Here is a 22615-nt window from a genome sequence, read left to right as displayed (position 1 = left end):
TCGGCTTGAGCTGCGACCGCAGCGTCCTTTCCGGGGCATCGGCGCCTGGCAGGCGCGTGTAGCGGGCCTCGGTTGTTCAGCTGGGCGCTGCCCGCGGGGAGCTGGGCCCTCTGGGGGCCGTGAGACGTCCCGTCGCAACCGGTCCTGGCCGGGTCTGACCAGGTCGAACGCGCGTCGGCCTACGGGCGGCCGCGGCGGGGCCCCGCCACGAAGGCTTTCCTCCGGCGTCCGCGCGGCGGCCCCGGGTGGAGGAAGAGTTTACGGCTCGTCATCCGGTCGACACCGGTCTGCTGTAGCTGGGCGAACAGTGGTGCGATTTGTCCGTTTCGAGTCAGTGCTGTCGTGCGAGGTCTAGCTCCCTGGGGTCTCGGCCTCCAGGGTCCTGGTCGCGCACTGACGGAGGTGCTCGAGCGCGGGTCGCCGACTGAGCTGCCCGCCTGCGGTGGTGCGGCCGGGAGTGGGTCTTCACACGTGTCCACGCGGCGGTCGTGCCGGGTCGGCACGCTCCACCAATGGTAGGAATGCCTGGTGACCGAACCGAATTTGATCGAAGCAGCCGCCGAAGAGGCAGTCACGCTCACCAGTGAACTGATCCGCATCGACACGACCAACACGGGGGATCCCGACACGCTCGTCGGTGAATGCGCCGCGGCGGAGTACGTCGCCGAGAAGCTCACCGACGCGGGCTACGAGATCACCTATGTCGAGTCCGGCGGCAAGAACCGACACAACGTGATCGTCCGGTTGCCGGGTGCCGACCCGTCGCGGGGCGCGCTCCTGATCCACGGTCACCTTGACGCCGTCCCCGCCGACGCCTCGGAGTGGTCGGTCCACCCGTTCTCCGGCGCGATCCAGGACGACTACGTCTGGGGCCGCGGCGCGGTCGATATGAAGGACATGTGCGGGATGGCGCTCGCGCTCGCCCGTCACTACAAGATCAACAACGTCGTGCCTCCGCGTGACCTCGTCTTCGCGTTCCTCGCCGACGAAGAAGCGGGCGGCAAGTACGGCGCTCAGTGGCTGGTCGAGAACCGCCCCGAGCTGTTCGAGGGCGTCACCGAGGCGATCAGCGAGGTCGGCGGCTTCTCGATCACGCTGAAGGACAATGTCCGCGCGTACCTCATCGAGACGGCGGAAAAGGGCATCCGCTGGATGAAGTTGCGCGTGCGCGGAACCGCGGGGCACGGCTCGATGATCCACCGGGACAACGCCGTCACCAAGTTGTCCGAGGCCGTCGCCAGGCTCGGCAACCACCGCTTCCCGCTGGTCATGACCGACTCGGTCCGTGAGTTCCTCGACGGCGTCACCGAGATCACCGGCTGGGACTTCCCCGAGGACGACATCGAGGGTTCCGTCGCCAAGCTCGGCAACATCTCCCGGATGATCGGCGCGACCCTGCGCGACACGGCGAACCCAACGATGCTCCTGGCGGGCTACAAGTCCAACGTCATCCCCTCGGTCGCGGAAGCTTCGGTCGATTGCCGGATCCTCCCCGGCCGTCTCGAAGCCTTCAACGCCGAGCTGGAGGAGATCCTCGGCCCGGACATCGAGAAGGAATGGATGGAGCTGCCGCCGGTCGAGACGACTTTCGACGGCGCCCTCGTCGACGCGATGACCAACGCGGTCCTCGCCGAGGACCCCGGTGCCCGCACGCTCCCGTACATGCTCTCCGGTGGCACGGACGCGAAGTCGTTCCAGTCCCTCGGGATCCGCAACTTCGGGTTCGCCCCGTTGCGGCTGCCCGTGGACCTCGACTTTTCGGCGCTGTTCCACGGGGTCGACGAACGTGTCCCGGTCGACGCGTTGAAGTTCGGCGTGCGGGTGCTCGACCGATTCCTTCGCTCAGCCTGATGCCCGGTCTGCTGGTCGCCGACGGGACACCCCTGCACTTCGAGCGCTGGGGTGCGTCGTCGGCGCCGGTGACCGTGGTTCTCCTTCACGGGTACGCCCTCGACAGACGGAGCTGGCGCGCCATCGCGCCGGTGCTGGCGGAAGCCGGGGAGGAGCCTGTCGCGGTACTGGCCTACGACCAGCGCGGGCACGGCGAATCCGGCGACGTCCGGCCGTCGTCGGCGACCATGGGGCACCTCGCCGACGACCTGGCCGAGGTGCTCGACAAGGTGGTTCCCGATGGCCGGGTCGTCCTGGTCGGCCACGACATGGGCGGACTCGCGATCCTGTCGCTCGCCCAGCGTCACCCGGACGTCTTCGCGGCAAGGGTGGCGGGAATCGGGCTGCTCGCCATGTCGGCGGGCGGCGTCACGCCGGACGCGATCTGGCCGAACGCGCTCGGAAAGCTCGGCCGTGACCTGGAAATGGTCTTCGGGACGAAGCTGATCGGCCTGGTGCGCGAGCATACGAGCAAAGCGGTGACCGCCGGGCTGCGTTGGTGGCTCTTCGGGGACGACCCGGTGCCCGGCGACGTCGAGCTGACCGTGCGGATGATCCGCGGCAACTGGCCGCAGACGGTGTCCGCGTTCCGGCCCGCACTGGACGCCTACACCCGGGAATCGGCGTTGTCACAGGTCGGCGCGGTGCCGGTGACCGCGATCGTGGGGGAGCGAGACAAGCTCGTGCCCACCGCGGATGTGGAGGAACTGGCGGGCGCGGTGGCGAACGGGACGTCCGTGGTGCTGCCCGGTGTCGGGCACGTCGTCCCGCTGGAGGCCGCGCCACAGGTGGTGCCGCGCCTCCTCGCCCTGGCGAATCAGGCCCGCCGACAAACCTAGCTTCCTTGACAACTTCTCTTTTCGGTGGCACCTTCGTGCCATGTTCTCCGTAGCGGTGATCGAGGACGCGGAAGCGGCCGAAGTTTCGCTGGACCCGGTCCGGGCCCGGCTGCTCGCCGAACTCGCCGAACCGGCGTCGGCCACGATGTTGGCCGGGCGAGTGGACCTGCCGAGACAGAAGGTGAACTACCACCTGCGCGCGCTCGAGAAGCACGGGCTGGTCGAACTCGTAGAGGAGCGGCGCAAGGGCAACGTCACCGAGCGCATGATGCGCGCGACGGCGTCGTCCTACGTGATCTCGCCGACCGCGCTGTCCGCGGTGCAGCCCGACCCGGCCCAGTCGCCGGACCGGCTGTCTGCGCGCTGGCTGCTCGCGGTCGCGGGCAGGCTGGTGCGCGACGTCGGTGTGCTGATCACCGGTTCGACCAAGGCACGCAAGCGAGTCGCGACCTTCGCGATCGACGGCGAGATACGGTTCTCCTCCGCCGAGGACAGGGCGGCGTTCGCCGAGGAACTCACCGTCGCGATCACGAACCTCGTGAGCAGATACCACGACGAAGGCGCCGAGCAAGGCCGCGACCACCGGATCGTCGTCGCCGTCCACCCGAGCGTCAAAACCGAGGCCGAGGAGCACTGAATGGGCCACGAATTCGAGGTCACCGAACGCGCCGAGGTCGACGCGACCCCGGAACAGGTCTGGGACGCCATCGCCACCGGACCCGGCATCACGTCGTGGTTCATGGGCCGCAACGAGGTCGACGGCGGTGTAGGCGGAACCGTCAAGACCGCGTTCGGCGCCTATGAACCCGCGTCCGCGATCACCGCGTGGGATCCGCTGGAGCGGCTCGTCTACGGCGAGGAGCCCGGTCCGGACGGGCGGTTCGTGGCCTACGAGTTCCTCATCGAGGGCCGTGACGGCGGCAGCACCGTGCTGCGGACGGTGACGAGCGGCTTCCTTCCCGGGGACGACTGGGAAGAAGAGTTCGAAGCGATGACCGCGGGCGGCGAGCTGTTCTTCCGCACGCTGATCGAGTACCTGAACACGTTCCCAGGGCGGCGGGCCGCGCCGCTGACGGTGTTCGGCCCGATGGTCGAAGACTGGGATCGCGCGTGGCTCACGCTTGGCCGGGAACTCGGCCTGGCGGGGAGGCCGGAAACGGGGGACCGGGTCCGGCTGTCGACCGGCTCGATGTCCACTGTGGAGGGAGAGGTCTACCTCGCGAACGAGCAGACGATCGGGATCCGGACTCCGGACGCGTTCCTCCGGTTCGTCCGCGGGTTTCGGGGGCCGGTGGTCGCGATGCATCACCTTTTCGGCGACGTCGACCCCGAAAAGCAGGAGAAGATCTGGGCGGACTGGCTCGCCCGCGTGTTCAGGGGCTGAAGGGGACTTTTCCCCTCATCTCACGCGGTGAAGGGCGCTTTCCCCGCATCGCATGCGGGGAAAGCGCCCTTCAGCCCCCGCGTGTTCAGGTGATCAGGCCGGGAAGGGGGGTGGCGGTGCGCTTGCGGCGCAACCACACCCTTCGCGTGCCATCCGAGTAGAGCCGGACGGTCGAAAGTTCCCAGCCGGCGAATTCGGCGTGGATCGACAGTTGCGTCGCCGCCGCCCGCCGCGAAACACCTGGAGGCAGCTGCAGCCGCCGGTACTCCCAATCCCCTTCGACCACCGCCTCGTCCACCACTGTCATGGCGTGATCACCTGGATCCCTTCTCCGATGGCCGAGCCGACGACCACGCGGCCGCCCTGCTCGTCGACGGTGACCGAATCTGGCTGCCGCAGGGTGGGGAACCGGTGCTTCTCGATCGGCTCCCCGCCGCGGACGTCGAAGCCGACGACCTCGTTGCGTTCGGTGAGGGTGACCCAGGCGAGGCCACGGGTGCGGTCGTAGGCGATGCCGTACGCCCCGCCGGGCACGGGGTAGCGCTGGCGCAGCAACAGAGGTGTCGTGGAGAAGGCCAGCAGCGCGCCGGCTCGCGCGTCGGTGACGAAGACGCGCCCGAGGTCGTCGGTGACCGCGTTGGCCGCGCCGTCGCCCGCGCGCAGGCCTTCGCCGATCTTGCCCTCGGCGAGGTCGACTGAGAACAGAGCCGTGCGCAGCTTGTCGAGGACGACCACGCCGTCACCGGTGTTCAGGACGTCGTCGGCGCTGTAGAGCTGGCCCGTGATGGTCTTCGGGCCCGCGTTTTCGGAAAGCACCTCGACGGTCTTGCGGTCGCGGACCGAGACCAGTGTCGCGTCGCCGTCGGCGAGCCCGGCCGATGGCTGCCCCGCGACCGGAACCGTCTCCAGCGCGCCACCCGGCAGGGAGACCTTCGCCAGGACGCTCTTGCCGGGAACGCTGGCGAGCACCTGCGAACCGGAGACCGTGAGCCGCTCCGCCGGACCGGGCAGGGCCACGGTCGTCTTGGGGGTGTCGAGGGACGCGAGATCGTAGATGCGCAGGGAAGGCGGCTCCGTGACGGCGACGACGAGCGTCTTGGTCGCCTCGTCGGTGGCCAGCGCCTTCACACCCGGCCCGGCGAACACCGAGCCCGCGGGTTTGACCGACACGGCGGGCGAGACCGCCGCTGTCACCGCGACGGGGTTCTGCACGACCTGCAAGGTGTCGTTCGGAGTGTCGTCCCCACTGCAGGACGAGAGCACCAGGGCACCGGCGAGCGGGATCGCGATCCGGGAAACGGCGGACAGCCGACCCACCTTGGTGCCTCCACCTGCTACTCGTCGAACGGACCTGTCCAGCATCCCCCAGGAACCCGACCGCGTCACGTCTGCGTCACCCAACAGTCACCTGAACCAGTTCTCGGGACGGCTCAAAGGCCGCGTTCGGGATATCCGACCTCGATCGCGCTGACGTCGTCGAGCGCCGAGCGGATGGCGGGCGGGAGCGTGATCTCCTCGGCCGTGAGCGACCCGGTCAGCTGACCGGTGTCACGGGCTCCGACCACGGGCGCGACCACTCCCGGCCGGTCGCGGACCCACGCCAGCGCGACGGCCAGCGGTGAGGTCCCGAGGCCGTCGGCGGCGGTCGCGACCGCCTGCACGATCCTGGCCGCGCGATCGGTCCGGTGATGTTCGACATAGCCTGCGAAAACACTCGAAGCGCCGCGCGAATCGGCGGGCGTCCCGGTGCGGTACTTGCCGGTGAGCACGCCACGGCCGAGCGGCGCCCACGGCAGGATCCCGATGCCGTGGTGCTCGGCCGCCGGCACCACCTCGCGGTCGATCCCGCGCTCCAGCAGCGAGTACTCGACCTGCGTCGAGACCAGCGGAGCGACGGCGGAACTGCGGGCCGCGGCGGTCGCCAGCTGCCAGCCTGAGTAGTTGGAGACGCCGACGTAGCGCGCCTTGCCGGTGGTCACGGCGTAGTCGAGGGCGGCGAGCGTCTCGTCGACCGGCACGGTGGTGTCCCACGCGTGCAACTGCCAGAGGTCGATGTGGTCGGTGCCGAGGCGGCGCAGCGAACCGTCGAGCGCGGTGAGCAGGGCACCGCGCGAGGCGCCGCCGCCGAACGGGCCGTCGGCGCGGCGGGCGACGGCCTTGGTGGCGAGCACGATGTCGTCGCGGGGGACGAGGTCCCCGAGCAGGGCGCCGAGAACGCGTTCGCTCTCGCCCTCGCCGTAGATGTCGGCGGTGTCGACCAGGGTGCCCCCGGCGTCGACGAACGCGACCAGCTGGCTGGCCGCCTCCTCCGAGTCGGTGTCGGCACCCCACGTCATGGTCCCGAGGGCCATCCGCGAGACCCGCAGTCCCGACCGGCCGAGCTGTCGCTTTTCCACGACGGGCGAGCCTAGCCGGAAGGCTAGTGCGGGACACGGAGCAGGTGAGCGTGTCGTGATCGAGTACCACCGGCCGGGTCAAGGCGGTGTCAACACCCTGAACGGAGGAGTGACACTCCGATGGATACATTCACGCCGTGCGACTCGGACTGAATTTGGGCTATTGGGGCGCGGGCAACGACGCGGCCAACCTGGCATTGGCGAAGAAGGCGGACGAACTGGACTACGCGGTCGTCTGGGCCGCGGAGGCGTACGGTTCGGACGCGCCGACGGTGCTGGCGTGGGTGGCGGCGCAGACCTCGCGGATCGACGTGGGCAGCGCGGTGCTGCAGATCCCGGCGCGGACCCCGGCGATGACCGCGATGACCGCCGCGACACTGGACACGCTCTCTGGCGGGCGCTTCCGCCTCGGCCTCGGCGTTTCCGGCCCGCAGGTCTCCGAAGGCTGGCACGGCGTGAAGTTCGCGTCGCCGCTCGGCCGCACGCGCGAATACGTCGAGATCGTCCGCACGGCGCTGGCCCGCCAGCGGGTCGAGTACGACGGCGACCACTTCCAGCTGCCCCTGCCCGATGGACCCGGCAAGGCGTTGACGCTGACCGTGCACCCCGTGCGCGAAGAAATCCCCGTATACCTGGCCGCCATCGGCCCGAAGAACCTCGAACTGACCGGCGAGATCGCGAACGGCTGGCTTCCGGTGTTCTTCTCACCCGAGCACGCCGGGGAGCAGCTGAAGCTGATCCAGGCGGGGGCGGAGAAGGCCGAGCGCTCGTTGGAGGGCTTCGACGTCGTTCCCACCGTCCCGCTCGTGGCCGGTGACGACTGGAAGGCCTGCGCCGACGCCGTCCGCGGGTACGCGGCGCTGTACCTCGGCGGGATGGGCAGCCGGGAGAAGAACTTCTACAACCAGCTCGCCTGCCGGATGGGCTTCGAGCGCGAAGCGGCGGACGTCCAGCAGAAGTACCTTGACCGGGACTACGAGGGCGCAATGTCGGCCGTACCGTTGGAGTTCATCGACGCGACGTCGCTGCTGGGCCCCAAGGAACGGATCGCCGACCGGATCCAGGCCTTCGCCGGGGCGGGCGTCACGACGCTGACCGTCGCGCCGTCCATGCCGGACCCCGACAGCTCCGCACGCGCTCTCGAGGTCGCCGCCGAAGCGATTGAACTGGCCGGTGTCGCCTGATGGGATGGTTCGAAGCACTGGTCCTGGGACTCATCCAGGGCCTTACCGAGTTCCTGCCGATCTCTTCCAGCGCGCATCTGCGGGTCTTCCCCGCTCTCTTCGGCTGGGACGACCCGGGCGCCGCGTTCACCGCGGTCACCCAGATCGGCACCGAACTCGCGGTCATCCTGTACTTCTCGACCAAGATCGGGCAGATCCTCCGCGCCTGGTTCTTCTCGATCTACAAGAAGGACTGGCGGCAGGACCCGGACGCCCGGCTCGGCTGGCTGATCATCATCGGCTCGCTGCCGATCGGGATCTTGGGCCTGCTGCTGCAGGACGCCATCGACGAAACCTTCCGTGACCTGCGGATCACCGCGACCATGCTGATCGTGTTCGGCCTGATCCTCTTGGTGGCCGACCGGATCGGCAAGCAGGAACGCACGCTCGACCACCTGACCGTGCCACACGGTCTCACCTTCGGGTTCGCTCAGGCGCTGGCGCTGATCCCGGGTGTCTCTCGTTCCGGTGGCACCACCAGTGCCGGACTGCTGCTCGGGTACACCCGCGCGGAGGCGGCCGAATACTCGTTCCTGCTGGCACTGCCCGCCGTGTTCAGTTCCGGGTTGTACAAGCTGACCGACATCGGCAAGGACGGCGCCCCGGCACAGTGGGGCCCGACGATCCTGGCGACGCTGGTCGCGTTCGGCGTCGGCTACGCCGTCATCGCCTGGCTGATGTCCTACATCAAGACCAAGAGCTTCGTGCCGTTCGTGATCTACCGGCTCGTGCTCGGCGTCCTGCTGTTCGTGCTGATCTTCACCGGCGTCCTCGACCCCAGCGCGGGCCCGCACGGGTAACCCCGCGTTTCGTCCTCTGGTTGCGATTGGTGCCCCTGGCAAAACACGGCACGTAGGGTGGGCCACGTGAGTACTGTGATCCTTCTGCGCCATGGCAAGTCCACGGCGAACGGTTCGGGCGTCCTCGCCGGGCGCACGCCCAAGGTCGGCCTGGACGACACCGGCCGCGCGCAGGCGGCCGCGCTCGTCGAGCGCCTGGCGCCGGTCCCGCTCGCCGAAATCGTGGTCTCGCCGATGCTCCGTTGCCGCCAGACGGTCGCGAAGCTGGCCGAGGCACGCGGTCTCGACAAGGTCAAAGAGCCCGGTTTGTCCGAAGTGGACTACGGCGAGTGGACCGGTCGCGCACTCAAGGATCTGTTCAAGGAACCGCTGTGGCGGGTCGTGCAGGCGCATCCCTCGGCCGCGGTCTTCCCCGGTGGGGAAGGACTGGCCGAGATGCAGGCGCGTTCGGTCGCGGCCGTTCGCGCGCACGACGCGCGGATCACCGCGAAGTACGGCGAGAACGCGGTCTGGCTCCTGTGCAGCCACGGCGACGTGATCAAGTCGATCCTCGCCGACGCGCTCGGCCAGCATCTCGACGCCTTCCAGCGGATCGTGGTCGACCCGGCGTCGGTTTCGGTCGTCCGCTACACCGAGACTCGTCCGTTCGTGCTGCGCGTCAACGACAACGGCGGAGACCTGGCCGGTATCGCCCCGCCGGAACCCAAGGCCAAAGCGAAGCGCGGCAAGAGGAAGCAGAGCTCCGACGCGGTGGTGGGCGGTACCACCGGAGCGTGACCATCGCCGTCGGTGGTGTCACCGCCACGGACGGCATCCACCGGCCCTCGCTGCCCGTAAGGTGGCGAGACCAGCAGATTCGACGACCCGGGAGCAACACCGATGATTCCGCAGGACAACCCGTTCGCCGCGCCGAGTGAGCTGCCCTACGCCCTTCCGCCGTTCGACCGAATCGCCGACGAGCACTTCCTCCCCGCCTTCGAAGCGGGCCTGGCCGAGCACGTCGCGGAGATCGACGAAATCGCCGGTTCCGCCGAGCCGCCGACGTTCGAGAACACCATCGTCGCGCTCGAAAAGTCGGGCAGGTTGCTGTCCCGCGTCTCCAGCGTGTTCTTCAACCTGGCCGGATCGAACGCGAACGACGAAATCCAGCGAGTGCAGGCCGAGATGGCGCCGCGGCTGGCCGCGCACGCCGACGCCATCAACCTGAACCCGGCGTTGTTCGCCCGGATCAACTCGCTGTTCGAGCGCAAGGACGAACTCGGCCTCGACACCGAGTCCCTGCGGCTGCTGGAGCGGCACCACACCGACGTCCGTCGCGCCGGCGCCGGTCTTCCCGAAGCCGACCAGAAGCGCCTGCGCGAGCTGAACGAGCAGCTCTCGACGCTGTCGACCCGCTTCCAGCAGAACCTCCTGAAGGACACCAACGAACTCGCGGTGGTCGTCGACGACGTCGCGGAACTCGCCGGACTGAGCGAGGACGAGATCGCCACGGCCGCCGAGACCGCCGGCGAAGCAAGCAAGTACGTCCTCAAGCTGACCCTGCCGACAGCGCAGGCGGCGCTGGCATCGCTGGAGGACCGCGCGCTGCGTGAGCGGATCTTCACCGCATCGGTGTCCCGTGGCAACCGGGGCAATGGGTTCGACAACAACGACATCGTGGCCCAGCTTGTTCGGCTGCGAGCCGAGCGGGCCGCCGTGCTCGGCTTCCCCGACCACGCCTCGTACGTCATCGAAGACGAGACCGCGAAGACCGCCGAAGCCGCGGTCGGGCTGCTCGAACGCCTCGCGCCGGTCGCGGTCGCCAACGCCAAGGCGGAGGCCGAAGAACTGCGGCGCTACCTGGAAGCCGATATTCCCGGCGCGATCTTGCGACCGTGGGACTGGGCGTTCTACGCCGAGCGCGTCCGTAAGGACCGGTTCGAGGTCGACACCGCGGCGCTGCGCCCGTATTTCGAGCTGAACCGCGTCCTGACCGACGGTGTCTTCTTCGCCGCGACCAACCTCTACGGGCTGACCTTCACCGAGCGGGAAGACCTGCCGAAGTATCACCCCGAAGTCCGGATCTTCGAGGTCTTCGACGCCGACGGCGCCGAACTCGGCCTGTTCCTGCTCGACTACTACGCCCGCGACTCGAAGCGCGGCGGCGCCTGGATGAACAACTTCGTCGACCAGACCAAGCTGCTGGGCACCAAGACGGTGGTGGTGAACGTGCTCAACGTCGCCAAGCCGCCGTCGGGGGAGCCGACCCTGCTGACCTTCGACGAGGTCATCACCGCGTTCCACGAGTTCGGGCACGCGCTGCACTCGCTGCTTTCGGACGTCCAGTACCCGATGTTCTCCGGCACCAACGTCCCGCGTGACTTCGTCGAGTACCCCTCGCAGGTCAACGAGATGTGGATGCTCTGGCCCGAGGTGCTGACCAACTACGCCAAGCACCACGTGACCGGCGAACCGCTGCCGCAGGAGCAGATCGACAAGCTCCTGGCCGCGCAGCAGTACGGCGAAGGGTTCTCCACCACCGAGTACCTCGCGGCGACCCTCCTCGACCAGGCGTGGCACGCGCTCGGCACCGAGGACGTGATCGACGACGTCCAGCGGTTCGAGACTGAGGCGCTGACCAAGGCCGGTGTCGCGCTGGAAGCCGTTCCGCCGCGCTACCGCACCACCTACTTCGCGCACATCTTCAGCGGTGGCTACAGCGCCGGGTACTACTCCTACATCTGGAGTGAGGTCCTCGACGCCGACACCGTTCAGTGGTTCCGCGAGAACGGTGGGCTCACCAGGGAGAACGGTGACCACTTCCGCCGCGAACTGCTCGGGCGGGGCGGCAGCGTCGACCCGATGGCCGCGTTCCGCGCGTTCCGCGGCCGCGACCCGGAGATCGAGCCGTTGCTGAAGCGCCGTGGTCTCGCCGGGGCCTGACGTACGTTGGTGAAGGCCCCTTCGTTGCTGTAGGGGCCTTCTCTTACTGGGGAAGGTGTGAAGGTCGAGTTTCCTACTCTCAGGGCAGGGTCTCGGCAAAGTCGCGGTCTTGCAGGTCAGGCGGTTGTTCGTCGCTGCGTAAGGCTGACGATGTAGGAATTGGGACGTTGAGCCTGGATCCACCGGTGTGTTTGGGTGTTGATCTTGCTGGTTGTTGTTGATCTTGTTTTTTGTTGGTGGTCAGGGTGGTGTGCCGGTCGTCTCATCCGGTGTGTCCACTGTGGTCTGGTTGTGGGGGTGGGGGGTCAGGGTGTTCGGGTTCTGGTGGCGGTGAACAGTCCGTGCCAGCTGTCGGCCCAGGGCCAGTTCGCGGGTAGTCGCAGGGTGATGGTGCGGGCGGTGCGGGTGATGCGGGCGGGGATGGTGATGAGGTGCCGGCGGAGGGTTCCGGTGCGGGCTTTGGCGTGGAAGACGCTGGTCAGGGTGCCGGCGGCGCGGAGCAGGTTGTGGGTGAGGCAGGCCAGGACGAGCCAGGCTTGGTTGGCGGCGAAGCGGCCGGAGGGGAAGTGGGCGAGGGCGGAGTCGTTGAGGTCGGCGAAGACTTGTTCGATGATCGCGTGTTTGCGGTGATATTCGTCGGCGGTGTGCAGGTCGAAGCCGGTGTCGGTGAAGACGGCGTGGTAGTTCCAGATCCGGAACAGTTCGCCTTGGTCGTTGGTTGTGAAACGGGGTGTGCGGCGCACCAGCAGCCGGGCGGTGGTCATCTGGCCCGGGTTGGTGGTCGGGTTGGTGAACGCGGTGTGGACTGTTTCGGTGATCTCGGCATGCGTGATCCACTCGCCGGTCTCGGGGTCGGGGATCGGATGCCGGTATTCGATCTCGCTCCAGGCGTCCTCGCCGATGGTGTCGATCGTGGTCATCACCGCCGCGTTTTTCTGGGCGACGATGGAGAAGGACACGCCTTGCTCGCGCAGCGCGGTGATGACCGGGCCGGTGTAGAACGCCGAGTCCGCGCGCACCACGATCATCCCGGTCGCGCCAGCGCGGCGCGCGAGGCCAATCGCCTCCCTCAGCATCGCGACCGCCCCGTGCCGGGAATCGGTGTTCCCGGCCCGTAGCTGCGCGGTCAGGATCACCGGCGCGCAGATCGGGGACGAGAGCGTGGCGATCAGATGGTTCAGCCCGCGGACGCCGTTGTAGGCGAATCCGTTGCCTTCCTTGCCGTGCCCGTAGGTTTCTGTGATCTTGGCGTCGATGTCGATGAACGCCAGCTGCCCGGCACCGGGCAGCAGCGGCACCTGCCGTGACAAACGCACCAGCGCCTCGCCGGTGACGGAGGACAGCTGGCGGGCATGCCCGTGGGTGAACCCGCGCAGCCACGACCCGCAGGTCGAGGGCGCCCGTAACCGGTCGAACAACCGGGACATCGCCCCGTGCCGGATCGCATCCAGGTCATCAATGGAGTCCGCGCCGAGCACCATCCCGGCCACGACCGAGAGTGCTTTCGCGTCGCTGTTCGCACCGACCGGGATCCCCAGATCGACCCGATCCTCGATCAGCTCACCCAGACCGACGCTCTCGGCCAGCCGCATCACCGGCACGATCCCCGCGCATGACACGAGATTCTCTTCATCGAACCTCACCGACACCGCGCCGGCACTATGAGACAATCGCATCCAGCAGATGCCCTCTCGCTCAGTGGATCATTTTCCTTCGCAAGAACAATCATCCCAAGCCAGAGGGCATCTGCGCGCCCACGACACGACAAACCAACAACATCCGACGGTGGATCCAGGTTGAGTGTCCCAATTCCTACATCGTCGCGAGGTTACTAGCGATGTTGAGTCCGGACTACCACCAGCAGCTCTGCGACTTTGCCGGGACCCTGCTCTCAGGGTACGGAAGGAAGCCTTCACGGACCCGTGGAAGAAGTGTATAACGACCTATACTTCTGGGGTCACGTCAAAACAGTTTCCAGCAGTAGGTAAACGCCACCGCCAAGGACGACACCGGCGGTCATCCCGGCCGTGACCTCGGCCCTTGTGTGGTCGCCGAGTTCGACTCGGGACCAGCAGACCCAGCCGACGCCGAGGAGGACCAGGGCGAGCCAGGGGCCGTAGACGCGGATCAGCATGACGCCCGCGCCCGCCGCCACCATCGCGTGCATGGAGATCTTGAACTTGAAGCCGAAGGTGATCGCGAGCGCGGCGACCAGGCAGACGAGTTCGGCCGCGGCGAGCGCGATCATCTCATGCGGAGCGCCGCCGGCGATCAGGGTGACGAATCCGGCGGCCAGCGAGCCGATGCAGACCGCGAACGGGACGAGCCTGCCGGCCCGATCGGTCACGTGGTGGCTGTCCCACTTACCCTGCCGGGCGCCACGCACGATCACGGCCATCGGGATCAGCGAGCCGGTGACGCCGACAATGAGGCCCCACAGCACCGTCTCGCCGAGGTGGTAGCCGGTGACCTTCCAGGCGACGATCAGCGGCAGGCCGAGTACCCAGACCCACGGGGCGAGCACCTCGGTCGCGATCCTCGCGAGGCGGTGGCGTGTCCCGGCGGCTTCCGTGGACAGGGCAGGCATGGCGGATGGTCTCCTCGAGATCGTGGCCGGAACGGCTCCTGCCGGGCACGTGCCCGGCAGGAGCGTTGATCATCGTTCCAGACCCCGGCGTCCGGCCCGCGCGAGGATGTCGGCCCCCGCCGGATCGGCCAGGACTTCCTTGTCGAAGTTCTCCTTGGACAGCAAGGTGTTCCCGGCCAAGGTCACCGTCTCGGGCGCTTCGCCGTCCGGCTGGACGTCCCAGAAGTTGCCGAGGAAGGCGACGTTGTCCAGCGGTGGGCCGACCTGGAGCACGATCGGGGTGTCGGCGCCATGGACGATGTTGCCGACGACGGTGATCCACGAGGCGCCGTAGTCGGCGTAGAGACCGAAGTTGTACGAGGTGAGGACGTCCCGGATGACGTTGCCGCGGACCACCGCGCCGCCGGCGAAGGACGAACCCTGCGGCGCGGAAATGTAGATCCCGCCACCGTCCATCAGTTTCCCCATGCTGCGTTCGACGAGGTTCGCGATCACCTGAGTGCCCCTGGCCCGCTCGCCGCCGGTGATGACGATGCCGTTGTGCGGCACGTCGTGAATCTCGTTGTGCGCCACGGTCGTCTCTTCGGACTCGACCACGAGGACGGCGGACGAGCCGCGGTACTCGGTGCCGATGTGGTGGACGAGGTTGTCCTCGAGCGAGACCCGGGTGCTGTCATGGACGGCGATCCCGCTGCCCGAGATCTCGTCGAAGACGTTCGCCCGGATCGCGACCTCGGTGCTGTCCTCGATCAGCAGCCCACCCGCGCCCAGGCGGGTGAAGTGGTTGTCTTCCAGCGTCACCCCGCGAACCGAGGCGAAGCTGACGTTGGCGGGCAGCTGGACCGGGCTTGCCGGGACATGGACATAGCCCATGTCCGCACCCAGGTCGATCTTCTGGAATTCGCCCTGCTCGTAGCGGGCGTTCCCGTGATAGTGCAGGTAGCCGCCGGTGCGGGTGGGGCCGGACCAGGCCGCGTCGGCGAAGGTGAAGCCGCGCAGCACGAGGTCGCGTACGCCCTGTCCGCTGACGAGCGTTTCGAGCACAGGGATGACGACGGTGGTCTTGCCGATCTCCTCACCGGGGCGCGGGCGGTAACGCAGGACGTGGGCGCCCGGTTCGGTGCGGTCGACGGCGAAGACGCCCGGCTCGGTCAAGAAGGCCACGTTGTTCTCGAGTATGGAAGGCGCGGCGAGACCGTCCCAGGTTCCGTCTCCGCCGGCGCCGTACCACTTCGAGTCGTAGAGGGACTTGGCGCTGTCGAAAGCGGGTTGGGCCATGGTGATGGTGGTGGAGGAGCCGTCGCCGGAAATCGACGCGACCGCGAGCCGTGCTTCCGACCACGGGTAGACACCGGGGTAGACGAACTCCAGTCCGGACGGGTCCGGCCATGACTGGGGCTCCACGCTGTCCGTGACGTAACCGGGCCCGATTTTCGTCACGTTCCCAGGTAGGCCGCTCGTGCGGGCCGCTCGTGTGGCGGGGCGGCCGTCCACGGTGAGCCGTCGTGGCTCCAGATCGCCGATCGACGCGGCCCAGGTGCCGTCATCGCCGACCGACCAGCCGGTGATCTCCCGGCCGCCGCTCAGTTCGACCTTCGCCTGGTCAGGCGTTCCGTAGCCGTGGGCCTGGTAGACCACGCGGAAACCATTCCTGCCGGAATCCGCCAGTGTGTCGTGGAAAGCAAGGGGTTCTTCGAGGTGGTAGACACCGCTGGTGAAGGTGACGACGATGTCCCCGGTCATCCCCGCGGTGGCGGTCCGGACGGCTTGCTGCGCGGTTCTCGGGGTGGCGAAGGGACGATCGGCGGTCCCGGGCCAGTCATCTTGGCCGTCGGGGGAAACGTGCAACCTGATTTCAGGCATGCTGAAGCGCTCCGGGGTGGTGTTTATGGGATATACTGAGGTTTATCAGCTAAACACGCGCGAGCGATGAGCGTCAAGGGAGAAGTGGTGGCGGACGACGACGCACAGCCGGATCCGGAGCGTGCGATCGAGCTGTTGTGGGGAACGTCCGAGCCGGATCGGCCCGGGTTGAGCCTCGGCCGGATCGTCACGGCGGCGATCGAGGTCGCGGACGCCGAAGGCCTCGGTGCGCTGTCGATGCGCAAGGTCGCGGAGCGGTTCGGCACCACGACGATGTCGCTCTACCGATACGTTCCCGGCAAGGCGGAGCTGGTGGAACTCATGCGGGACGCCGTGTACGGCGAGTTCCCCGTGGAGTCCGCGGACGAGCTCGGCTGGCGGGACGGCCTCGAACGCTGGGCGCGGCGGGCATGGGAACTGCACCGACTGCATCTCTGGCTGGTCCACAGTGCCGGAACCCGTCGCCTGCCGGGTCCGAACATCATGGCTGGGTACGACCACGCCCTCGACGTCGCGTCACGCAGTGGTTTGGCGCCCGCGCAGGTGATCGCCGTGGTGAACCTGGTCGGCGGATTCGTCGAGTCCGTCGCGCGCCAGGCAGGCGAGAACGCGGAACTCCAGCGAAGCACGGGTGTTTCCCACGAACAGTGGTGGAGCGAACGAGAGTCGCTGTTCGAGCGCCTCGACGCGTACCCGGCGCTGGAGAGGTTGTGGAACAGCGGGGGAATGGACGCGCCGCTCGACCCCTTCGAATTCGGGCTGCAACGCACCCTCGACGGCATTCAGATGCTCGTCGAAAGCCAGGGTAGTGAGGTAATGCGTGATGAAATCGGGGGAGGGGAGTGCGTCATGTGCGGCAAGCCGCTGGACGGGGGAGGGCGAGGCAGGCCCCGGGACTACTGCTCAAGGGCCTGTCAGCAGCGCGCTTATCGTCGACGCCAGTCAGAGCATCCCTCAACTTGAAGGTATAACGCCCTATACCGTAGGGCGACGAACAAGATCAAATGCACAATACAAGATAGAAACTCGCAAAGACCACGAGAGGTGCTCTGGTCCGGACCAGAGCACCTCTCGCTGGATCACGGTAGAAGATGGTCGAATTCGCCGTTCTTCGCGCCGAGGATGAAGGCTCGTATCTCCTGCGGTTCGAAAACGAGGACGGGGCTTGTCTCGCCGAGTTTTGAATCCCGCACGCCCACGTAGCCGGGCACGGAGTCGTTGACCTCGACGCAGCCGGCCGAGCCGGCGCTGTAGCTCGACTTCCACCAGCCGGAAAGGCCGACGAGAGTGGGTCGAGACGTCTCACTGTTCATAAAGTTCCCTTGACAATTTTTGAATGAAATCCCGTGTCCGTCCAGGATTCTCTGCTTGCGCCTGCAGGCGTTCGAACGTGTTCCGAAAGCGGACCAGGTCTTCTTTTTCCTCGTAGTAGAGGCCTTCGCGCCGGTTCTCGACGTATACGGTTCCGGGGTCGCCGCCGAATTCAGGTGGGTAGTCCAAGAGTACGAACATACCGTCCGATGCGCCGTGGGCTCCGGCTGCGAAGGGGAGTACCTGGATGTCGATGTTCGGTCGTTCGGTCAGTTCCACCAGGTGTTTCAACTGATCGCGCATGACCTCCGGGCCGCCTGTCCGGCGGCGCAGAACGCCCTCGTCCAGTACTGACCAGATCTGGGGCGCGTCTTCAGGACGGTCCAGTATTTCCTGCCTTGCCATACGCAGGTCGACCATGGTGTCGAGTTCGTTCTCGCTGTTCCAACGTCGACCTGCTCGCATTACGGCGCGAGCGTAATCACGAGTCTGGAACAAGCCGGGCAGTACGACCAGGTCCACGGTCCTGATGCGGGCGGCGCCGGTTTCCAACCCCAGATACAAATTGAACCAATCGAACACCCCGTGGTCGAATTTGATCCACCAGTCCCGGCCGCGTTTCGCTCGCTTCGTCAGGTCCCGGAAGAATTGTGCTCGCTCGGGTACTCCGTAAAAGTCGAGCAGGACTTCCAGGTCGGCGGGCGCCGGCAGATTTCGCGAGGTCTCGATATGCGCGATGACCGTCGTCGCCTTGCCGATGCGCTCGGCCGCGGCTGTCCGATCGTGGCCGGCCGCCTCCCGTAGGCGCTTCATCTCGAGCGCGATCCAGCGCTTGACGGCCGTGGGGTTCAGCGAGCCCACGAGGGAATCACCTCCTCAGAGTCTTGTCACGGAAGGCGACCCCAGGATCACCCGCTTAGTCCAAAATGTGCTATAGACGGCCACAATGTGAAGCTCTACATTTGAGTCATCTACAAGTGCGCAGTCTACATTGTAGAGGTGTATCCGTCGGCAACCGGGTAGGCGAGTCGACGGGGGACACGATCGAGAGGCGTCGCTGGCAGGGGCGGCTGTCGAGCCGTGGGTACGAGAGGGAGGCGGACGCGATGGGTGCACGGACTCTGTCGGGGGAAGGGGGTGGCCGGTGATGATCGAGATTGTGATGGTGACGCGCGATGAGGCGATTCGCCACGTTTACAGCGGAGACAACGGTTGATCGAGGAGGGGTTCCGATGCGTCCACGGATCAAGAACGAGCATCGGCCGGTCCGATTCGGCGACGGCTGGATCCGGATCGGCGGGGAGGTGTTCGGCATCGCCGCCGAACTGAGGGATCCCGATGGTGTCGTGTGGGCGTTGCTGGATCTGCTCGATGGAACACGGACGATGAGCCAGGTCGTCGCGGACCTGGCTCATCGGGCTCCCGCCTTGTCCGCTGAGGAGGTCGTCGCGGCCGTCGAGACGTTGACCGAACTCGGGTATGTCGAGAACGCCGACGAGCCGACGTGTACCACGCTGACAGCGCGACAACTCGAGCGTCACTCGAGAGGCCGGTCGCTGTACCGGTGGATCGATCTGACGCGGAGGAGTTCGAGCTGGGACTTTCAGGTCCTGTTGGCCCAGGCGCGGGTGGTGCTGGTCGGCGTGGGAGGTGTCGGCTGCACGGCCGCCCTGGGCCTTGTCATGTCGGGGGTGGGGCGGTTGCACTGCGTCGAATCGGACGTGGTCGAGCTGTCCAACCTCAGCAGGCAGGTTCTCTACACCGAGGAGCATCTCGGTCTGCCGAAGGTGGACGTGGCAGTGGACAGATTGCGTGCGGCCAATTCGGATGTCGAAGTCACCGGGGAGCCGACGCGGATCGAGGACGTGGCGTCGCTGCGGAGACTGGCCGCCGACTGCGACGTCTTGATCATGACCGCCGATGAGCCCTCGGTGATCCGGACTTGGACGAACCAGGCGTGCGCGTCGACCGGCACGCCTTGGGTGTACGGGGGATATCACGGTCCGCAGGTCAATCTGGGCATCTACCGGCCGGGTGCGGGGCCGTGTTACGAGTGCGCGCGACTGGCCGAGCAGGATCGGGACGCTCGACGGCCGCCGCTGGCGACGTGGCGACCCGCGGCGAGCATCCCGGCGCACGCGGCCAACGCGGTGACGGCGGGAGTGGCCGGGAATCTGGTGGCGCACGCGGTGATGTGCTTGATCACGGACGCGCCGAAGCTCGCGCTGAACTGTCAGTACGGCTTCAGTCTCGCCACCATGGACCACAGTTTCGTCACCGGCTTGGCGGAGTCGCACGCGGAGTGCCTGACGTGCCGCACGGCGGTGTGATCGGTTTCAGGACTCGTCTGCCAAGCGTCGGGACACGCTCTGGATCAGCCGGGCCGCTTCGTCGCCACCCACGGCTTCGGCCTGTAGCCGGCTGAACATGTGCTCGTACAGGGCGATCTCGTCCGGGTCCATGATCAGGTGATCGTCGGTGAACGTCTCCACCACGACGAAGTCGGCGTCGAAGATCCTGAAGCCGTGCAGGGGTGCGATCGGCATGACGGTACCGAAGGGCACGATCCGCAGGTCGACGGTACGCAGGCCGGCGAGGGAGTGGAGTCTGTCCAGCTGGCCGAGTTGGGTCTCGAGATCGCCGATCCGGATCCACAATGCGGCCTCGCCGATGACGAGCGGCAGGATTTTGCCCGGTTCGTACAGTTGTGCTTGCCGTTCGATCCGGACGGCCACCATATGCTCGATGTCGATGTCCGAGGCGCCGCCTGTGTGTGCGGGGCCGGAGGGCAGTGCGAGCAGCTTCCGCATGAAGCCGGGCGTCTGTACGAGTCCTGGTAGTAGCGCCGGCTGGAACATGGCGACCCGCGTTGCCTGCTGCTCCAGTTCGAGGACCGATCGTTGATTGGCGGCGGCTCCGCCGGGCTTTCGGAACTCTTCGCGAAGCGACACCGTTTCCACCCGGGCCCGCTTGAGCAGCTCGGTGACGATGTGTTCTTCTTCGTCGGCGCCTGCCGCGGCGAGCCATCTCGTGACGTCGTCGCCGGTCGGGAACTGTGCCGCGGTTTCTATTTTGGACACCCGCGATTGCGGCCAGCCCAAGGTTTTGGCGAACTGGTTGCCGGACAGTCCGGTGGCGGCCCGAATCTCGCGGAGTTTCGTGGCGAGCCGGGCGCGGTCCGGGCCAGGACGGGGTGGTGACGTGGGCATGATCTTCTTTCGCAGGGTCGGCGGAGCTGTCGTTCAGTGGGTGATCATGCTACTCCTGCTCGGCAATAGAGTGCGAATAATACACGAATAGCCGCTTCAAGCGAGCATAGTTGCCGAATAGCATCGAGGTAGGCGGGTAGGGGTGCCGACCGCCTTGGACCAGCGGAATAGAGGGAGTCCGATGTTCGCCAACTGGGTACAGATCGCCGAACTCGTGTTGCTGCCAGTGGGCCTGGGTATCGGCTTCGCGGCTGGACGAACCTGCCGTCAGGACGAACGCACATCCTTCGACGGCGAACTCACCATCACCCATCCCGGTTTGGTCCAGGAGTATCAGTACCCCACTCGGGACACCTTTCTCGTGGACAGACCGGCCCGATAGCCGGGGGAGGGAGAGCGGCCGGCAGGCCTCTGGAGCACTGCTCGAGGCCTGCCGGTCAGCTGAAGCACTCGAACCGGCAAGGAGTGTCAGGCGTGCTGGTCAGGGTGGCCGGTTCTGATGCCGCCGTCGATGGTGAACCGGCTCATCGTCGAATCCGATTCGGTGTTCACCGCGGATCGGACGCCGTTGCGCGCGGAAGCCTTCTCCCCGTGCTTCGGTGTCTACGCGAGGCTGGATCTGCTGGACGTGGGAAGTCTCGGCGAGGGCTGCGCGAACGTGGACCTGTCCGAAGCGACGCGGACCGTCCTGGCCGGGGTCGTGGCGCGAGGTCCCTTGCACCTGACCGTTCGCGGGGACGGAATCCGCCTCCGCACTGTCGACGGGCAGAACGACGAGTCGCTGGTACCGCTGCCGGATCGCTGGGTGGCGGGCTTCGCCGAGGTCGCCGCTGTCACGACGGGCTCGGTCGAGAAGGCGGAGCTGGACAAGCTCGAAACGCGGGCTTTCCTGCGGAGGCTTCCCGCTGCGGTCGGCAAGTCGTGGGCAGTGGTGTCCCCGGACGCGGGCTTCGGCTGACGTCACGGTCAGGTCCGGACTCGATCCCGGCGTCCGGGCTGCACCGGCTGCGGGTCGTCGAGCCGCTGATCCGGTTCGCCCGAAGGATGACGGTCTACACGCGTCCGGGCAGTGAGGTCGCGAGCTGGGTGATCGAGCTGGACCGAGCGAGGCTCATCGTGACGTTGTCCCGGAATCGTCCCGCGGGTTTCCGGCGAGGGTGGCTGCCTGAACTCGGCCGGCGAGGAGCGCGTTCAGCTGCACGAGGTCGACTTAGTGCCCGTCGCCGACGATGTCGCCGCACTCGCGTGCTTGAAGGCGAGTCACGCCTTCAAGCATGCGAGATACGTGTCTGAGCACGCAGTGCGGAGTCAGAGCGCGGCGAGCCTGCCGAACCCGTCGGAGCCGTGCCCGGCGTCGATCGCTTGCTGTACTTGAGCCCGTGCCGCGGCGAGGACACCGTTGTCGAGGTCTTGCGCGCGGATGGCCTCGAGGATGTGGTCCATGGTCGCCGCCGTGGCATCGAGTGTGCCCGCGTCGCCGGGGTACTGCTCTGAGGCGATCTGGCCGGCGAGCAGGTCGATCATGTCGGGGAAGAAGCCGAGCATCGCCTTCGCGTGTCCGGCGATGCCGGCGGCGGCGATGTTCTCCGCCTTGGCGAGGGTGAACATGTGGACTACACCGCTCATCGAGGTCCAGAGCATGTCCTGCAGGGACGCGTCGAAGGCGGCGGCGCGGCCGGGGTCTTCGCCGAGGTGGTTCGCGTTCTCGCCCAAGGCCGAGAGTGTCGCTCGATGGGTCTCGTAGACGTCGGCCGGTCCGCTGTAGAACAGGGCGGCATCCGCGCTTCCGATGGCTTCGGTGGTCGCGACGATCACGCCGTCGAGGTAGTCGATGCCGTGGCCGGTCGCCCAGGAGGCCAGGTCGCGGGCTTGCCGCGGGGAGCCGCCGCTGACGTTCACCAGGGTGCGGCCTTGGAGCGCGTCGGTGTCGAGAATGGACTGTGCCACCGCGTAGTCCCGCACGCAGACGAGGACGAGTGGGCTGGCCGCGATCGCTTCGGCGGCGGTCGCGGCGACGGTGACGTCGAGGCCGGTTTCCTTTCCTGGGGTGCGATTCCACACGGTGGTGGGGTGGTGGGCGGCGGTGAACGCGGCGGCGAGGGCGTGTCCCATGGGGCCGAGTCCGAGGACGGTCACGGTGGTCATGGCGGCTAAGCTAAACCTTGACATCGACGTGAGAGTCAAGGCTGGA

General features: G+C 67.2%; 22 protein-coding genes. 12 read left to right on the top strand and 10 right to left on the bottom strand.

The window, feature by feature from the left end; genetic code table 11:
* The first annotated feature begins 528 nt into the window (after positions 1-528).
* From ACM6LU_RS36705 to ACM6LU_RS36690, 4 genes are read left to right on the top strand one after another with little or no spacing between them, the layout of a single operon-like run.
* Positions 529-1851, top strand: a complete 1323-nt coding sequence (locus ACM6LU_RS36705; RefSeq protein WP_414942467.1) for a M20/M25/M40 family metallo-hydrolase — start codon at positions 529-531, stop codon at positions 1849-1851.
* Positions 1851-2729, top strand: a complete 879-nt coding sequence (locus ACM6LU_RS36700; protein ID WP_414942466.1) for an alpha/beta fold hydrolase — start codon at positions 1851-1853, stop codon at positions 2727-2729. The genes ACM6LU_RS36705 and ACM6LU_RS36700 overlap by 1 nt, the downstream gene beginning before the upstream one ends.
* Positions 2730-2769: 40 nt before the next feature.
* Positions 2770-3366: a winged helix-turn-helix domain-containing protein gene (locus tag ACM6LU_RS36695; RefSeq protein WP_414942465.1), complete on the top strand. Its 597-nt coding sequence runs from the start codon at positions 2770-2772 to the stop codon at positions 3364-3366.
* Positions 3367-4113, top strand: coding sequence for an SRPBCC family protein (locus tag ACM6LU_RS36690; RefSeq protein WP_414942464.1), 747 nt, complete (start codon positions 3367-3369; stop codon positions 4111-4113).
* 85 nt (positions 4114-4198) lie between these two features.
* Here ACM6LU_RS36690 and ACM6LU_RS36685 read toward each other — a convergent pair whose 3' ends face one another.
* The 3 genes from ACM6LU_RS36685 to ACM6LU_RS36675 form a co-directional block, all read right to left on the bottom strand.
* Positions 4199-4420, bottom strand: a complete 222-nt coding sequence (locus tag ACM6LU_RS36685; RefSeq protein ID WP_016334446.1) for a DUF5703 family protein — start codon at positions 4418-4420, stop codon at positions 4199-4201.
* The gene (locus ACM6LU_RS36680; RefSeq protein WP_414942463.1) at positions 4417-5430 is read right to left on the bottom strand and encodes a YncE family protein; all 1014 of its coding nucleotides are present in this window, start codon (positions 5428-5430) and stop codon (positions 4417-4419) included. The genes ACM6LU_RS36685 and ACM6LU_RS36680 overlap by 4 nt, the downstream gene beginning before the upstream one ends.
* Positions 5431-5543: 113 nt before the next feature.
* The gene (locus tag ACM6LU_RS36675; protein ID WP_414942462.1) at positions 5544-6509 is read right to left on the bottom strand and encodes an aldo/keto reductase; all 966 of its coding nucleotides are present in this window, start codon (positions 6507-6509) and stop codon (positions 5544-5546) included.
* Positions 6510-6646: 137 nt separating this feature from the next.
* Here ACM6LU_RS36675 and ACM6LU_RS36670 point away from each other — a divergent pair, with 137 nt between their 5' ends.
* The 4 genes from ACM6LU_RS36670 (at position 6647) to ACM6LU_RS36655 (ending at position 11454) form a co-directional block, all read left to right on the top strand.
* Complete coding sequence (locus tag ACM6LU_RS36670) at positions 6647-7693, top strand: LLM class F420-dependent oxidoreductase (RefSeq protein ID WP_414942461.1); 1047 nt, start codon at positions 6647-6649, stop codon at positions 7691-7693.
* A complete protein-coding gene (locus ACM6LU_RS36665; protein ID WP_414942460.1) occupies positions 7693-8532 on the top strand; it encodes an undecaprenyl-diphosphate phosphatase in 840 nt (279 codons plus the stop codon). Before ACM6LU_RS36670 ends, ACM6LU_RS36665 begins: the two co-directional genes overlap by 1 nt.
* Positions 8533-8598: 66 nt before the next feature.
* A complete protein-coding gene (locus ACM6LU_RS36660) occupies positions 8599-9309 on the top strand; it encodes a histidine phosphatase family protein (protein WP_414942459.1) in 711 nt (236 codons plus the stop codon).
* Positions 9310-9411: 102 nt separating this feature from the next.
* Entirely contained in the window at positions 9412-11454 is a 2043-nt protein-coding gene (locus ACM6LU_RS36655; protein WP_414942458.1) for a M3 family metallopeptidase, read from the top strand.
* A 305-nt stretch (positions 11455-11759) separates the two neighbouring features.
* Here the strand turns inward: ACM6LU_RS36655 and ACM6LU_RS36650 are convergent, their stop codons facing one another.
* From ACM6LU_RS36650 to ACM6LU_RS36640, 3 genes are all read right to left on the bottom strand, one after another.
* Entirely contained in the window at positions 11760-13130 is a 1371-nt protein-coding gene (locus tag ACM6LU_RS36650) for an IS1380 family transposase (protein ID WP_414942457.1), read from the bottom strand.
* A gap of 281 nt (positions 13131-13411) precedes the next feature.
* Positions 13412-14041, bottom strand: a complete 630-nt coding sequence (locus ACM6LU_RS36645; protein ID WP_414942456.1) for a hypothetical protein — start codon at positions 14039-14041, stop codon at positions 13412-13414.
* A 69-nt stretch (positions 14042-14110) separates the two neighbouring features.
* Entirely contained in the window at positions 14111-15904 is a 1794-nt protein-coding gene (locus tag ACM6LU_RS36640) for a right-handed parallel beta-helix repeat-containing protein (protein ID WP_414942455.1), read from the bottom strand.
* 66 nt (positions 15905-15970) lie between these two features.
* Between ACM6LU_RS36640 and ACM6LU_RS36635 the strand changes: the two genes are divergently transcribed.
* Positions 15971-16867, top strand: coding sequence for a TetR/AcrR family transcriptional regulator (locus ACM6LU_RS36635; protein ID WP_414942454.1), 897 nt, complete (start codon positions 15971-15973; stop codon positions 16865-16867).
* A 116-nt stretch (positions 16868-16983) separates the two neighbouring features.
* On the opposite strand, the gene ACM6LU_RS36630 is transcribed toward ACM6LU_RS36635, so the two are convergent.
* Together ACM6LU_RS36630 and ACM6LU_RS36625 are read right to left on the bottom strand one after the other, a co-directional pair.
* Positions 16984-17217 (bottom strand): DUF397 domain-containing protein, encoded by a 234-nt coding sequence (locus ACM6LU_RS36630; protein WP_414942453.1) that lies wholly within the window; start codon positions 17215-17217, stop codon positions 16984-16986.
* Positions 17207-18076 (bottom strand): helix-turn-helix domain-containing protein, encoded by an 870-nt coding sequence (locus tag ACM6LU_RS36625; protein ID WP_414942452.1) that lies wholly within the window; start codon positions 18074-18076, stop codon positions 17207-17209. Before ACM6LU_RS36625 ends, ACM6LU_RS36630 begins: the two co-directional genes overlap by 11 nt.
* Positions 18077-18447: 371 nt before the next feature.
* Here ACM6LU_RS36625 and ACM6LU_RS36620 point away from each other — a divergent pair, with 371 nt between their 5' ends.
* Complete coding sequence (locus ACM6LU_RS36620; RefSeq protein ID WP_414942451.1) at positions 18448-19545, top strand: HesA/MoeB/ThiF family protein; 1098 nt, start codon at positions 18448-18450, stop codon at positions 19543-19545.
* Positions 19546-19551: 6 nt separating this feature from the next.
* Here the strand turns inward: ACM6LU_RS36620 and ACM6LU_RS36615 are convergent, their stop codons facing one another.
* Complete coding sequence (locus tag ACM6LU_RS36615) at positions 19552-20424, bottom strand: helix-turn-helix domain-containing protein (RefSeq protein ID WP_414942450.1); 873 nt, start codon at positions 20422-20424, stop codon at positions 19552-19554.
* A gap of 181 nt (positions 20425-20605) precedes the next feature.
* On the opposite strand from ACM6LU_RS36615, the gene ACM6LU_RS36610 reads away from it, so the two are divergent.
* Complete coding sequence (locus tag ACM6LU_RS36610) at positions 20606-20806, top strand: hypothetical protein (RefSeq protein WP_414942449.1); 201 nt, start codon at positions 20606-20608, stop codon at positions 20804-20806.
* Between the two features lie 117 nt (positions 20807-20923).
* Positions 20924-21382, top strand: a complete 459-nt coding sequence (locus ACM6LU_RS36605) for a hypothetical protein (RefSeq protein ID WP_414942448.1) — start codon at positions 20924-20926, stop codon at positions 21380-21382.
* A gap of 350 nt (positions 21383-21732) precedes the next feature.
* Here the strand turns inward: ACM6LU_RS36605 and ACM6LU_RS36600 are convergent, their stop codons facing one another.
* On the bottom strand, positions 21733-22569 hold the full coding sequence (locus tag ACM6LU_RS36600) for an NAD(P)-binding domain-containing protein (protein ID WP_414942447.1): 837 nt from the start codon (positions 22567-22569) through the stop codon (positions 21733-21735).
* Between the last annotated feature and the right edge of the window lie 46 nt (positions 22570-22615).

Origin of the sequence: Amycolatopsis sp. cmx-11-51 (assembly GCF_047608665.1) — a bacterium.
Taxonomy (GTDB): Bacteria; Actinomycetota; Actinomycetes; order Mycobacteriales; family Pseudonocardiaceae; genus Amycolatopsis.
The sequence above is the reverse complement of the archived record's forward strand: the minus strand, read 5'-3'. Positions and strand labels throughout refer to the sequence as shown.

Coding starts and splice junctions, on each gene's coding strand:
- ACM6LU_RS36690 (WP_414942464.1), top strand. CDS start 3,367: ATGGGCCACGAATTCGAGGTCACCGAACGCGCCGAGGTCGACGCGACC.
- ACM6LU_RS36640 (WP_414942455.1), bottom strand. CDS start 15,904: ATGCCTGAAATCAGGTTGCACGTTTCCCCCGACGGCCAAGATGACTGG.
- ACM6LU_RS36695 (WP_414942465.1), top strand. CDS start 2,770: ATGTTCTCCGTAGCGGTGATCGAGGACGCGGAAGCGGCCGAAGTTTCG.
- ACM6LU_RS36600 (WP_414942447.1), bottom strand. CDS start 22,569: ATGACCACCGTGACCGTCCTCGGACTCGGCCCCATGGGACACGCCCTC.
- ACM6LU_RS36615 (WP_414942450.1), bottom strand. CDS start 20,424: ATGCCCACGTCACCACCCCGTCCTGGCCCGGACCGCGCCCGGCTCGCC.
- ACM6LU_RS36610 (WP_414942449.1), top strand. CDS start 20,606: ATGTTCGCCAACTGGGTACAGATCGCCGAACTCGTGTTGCTGCCAGTG.
- ACM6LU_RS36630 (WP_414942453.1), bottom strand. CDS start 17,217: ATGAACAGTGAGACGTCTCGACCCACTCTCGTCGGCCTTTCCGGCTGG.
- ACM6LU_RS36645 (WP_414942456.1), bottom strand. CDS start 14,041: ATGCCTGCCCTGTCCACGGAAGCCGCCGGGACACGCCACCGCCTCGCG.
- ACM6LU_RS36700 (WP_414942466.1), top strand. CDS start 1,851: ATGCCCGGTCTGCTGGTCGCCGACGGGACACCCCTGCACTTCGAGCGC.
- ACM6LU_RS36665 (WP_414942460.1), top strand. CDS start 7,693: ATGGGATGGTTCGAAGCACTGGTCCTGGGACTCATCCAGGGCCTTACC.
- ACM6LU_RS36655 (WP_414942458.1), top strand. CDS start 9,412: ATGATTCCGCAGGACAACCCGTTCGCCGCGCCGAGTGAGCTGCCCTAC.
- ACM6LU_RS36685 (WP_016334446.1), bottom strand. CDS start 4,420: ATGACAGTGGTGGACGAGGCGGTGGTCGAAGGGGATTGGGAGTACCGG.
- ACM6LU_RS36635 (WP_414942454.1), top strand. CDS start 15,971: ATGAGCGTCAAGGGAGAAGTGGTGGCGGACGACGACGCACAGCCGGAT.
- ACM6LU_RS36650 (WP_414942457.1), bottom strand. CDS start 13,130: ATGCGATTGTCTCATAGTGCCGGCGCGGTGTCGGTGAGGTTCGATGAA.
- ACM6LU_RS36605 (WP_414942448.1), top strand. CDS start 20,924: ATGCCGCCGTCGATGGTGAACCGGCTCATCGTCGAATCCGATTCGGTG.
- ACM6LU_RS36620 (WP_414942451.1), top strand. CDS start 18,448: ATGCGTCCACGGATCAAGAACGAGCATCGGCCGGTCCGATTCGGCGAC.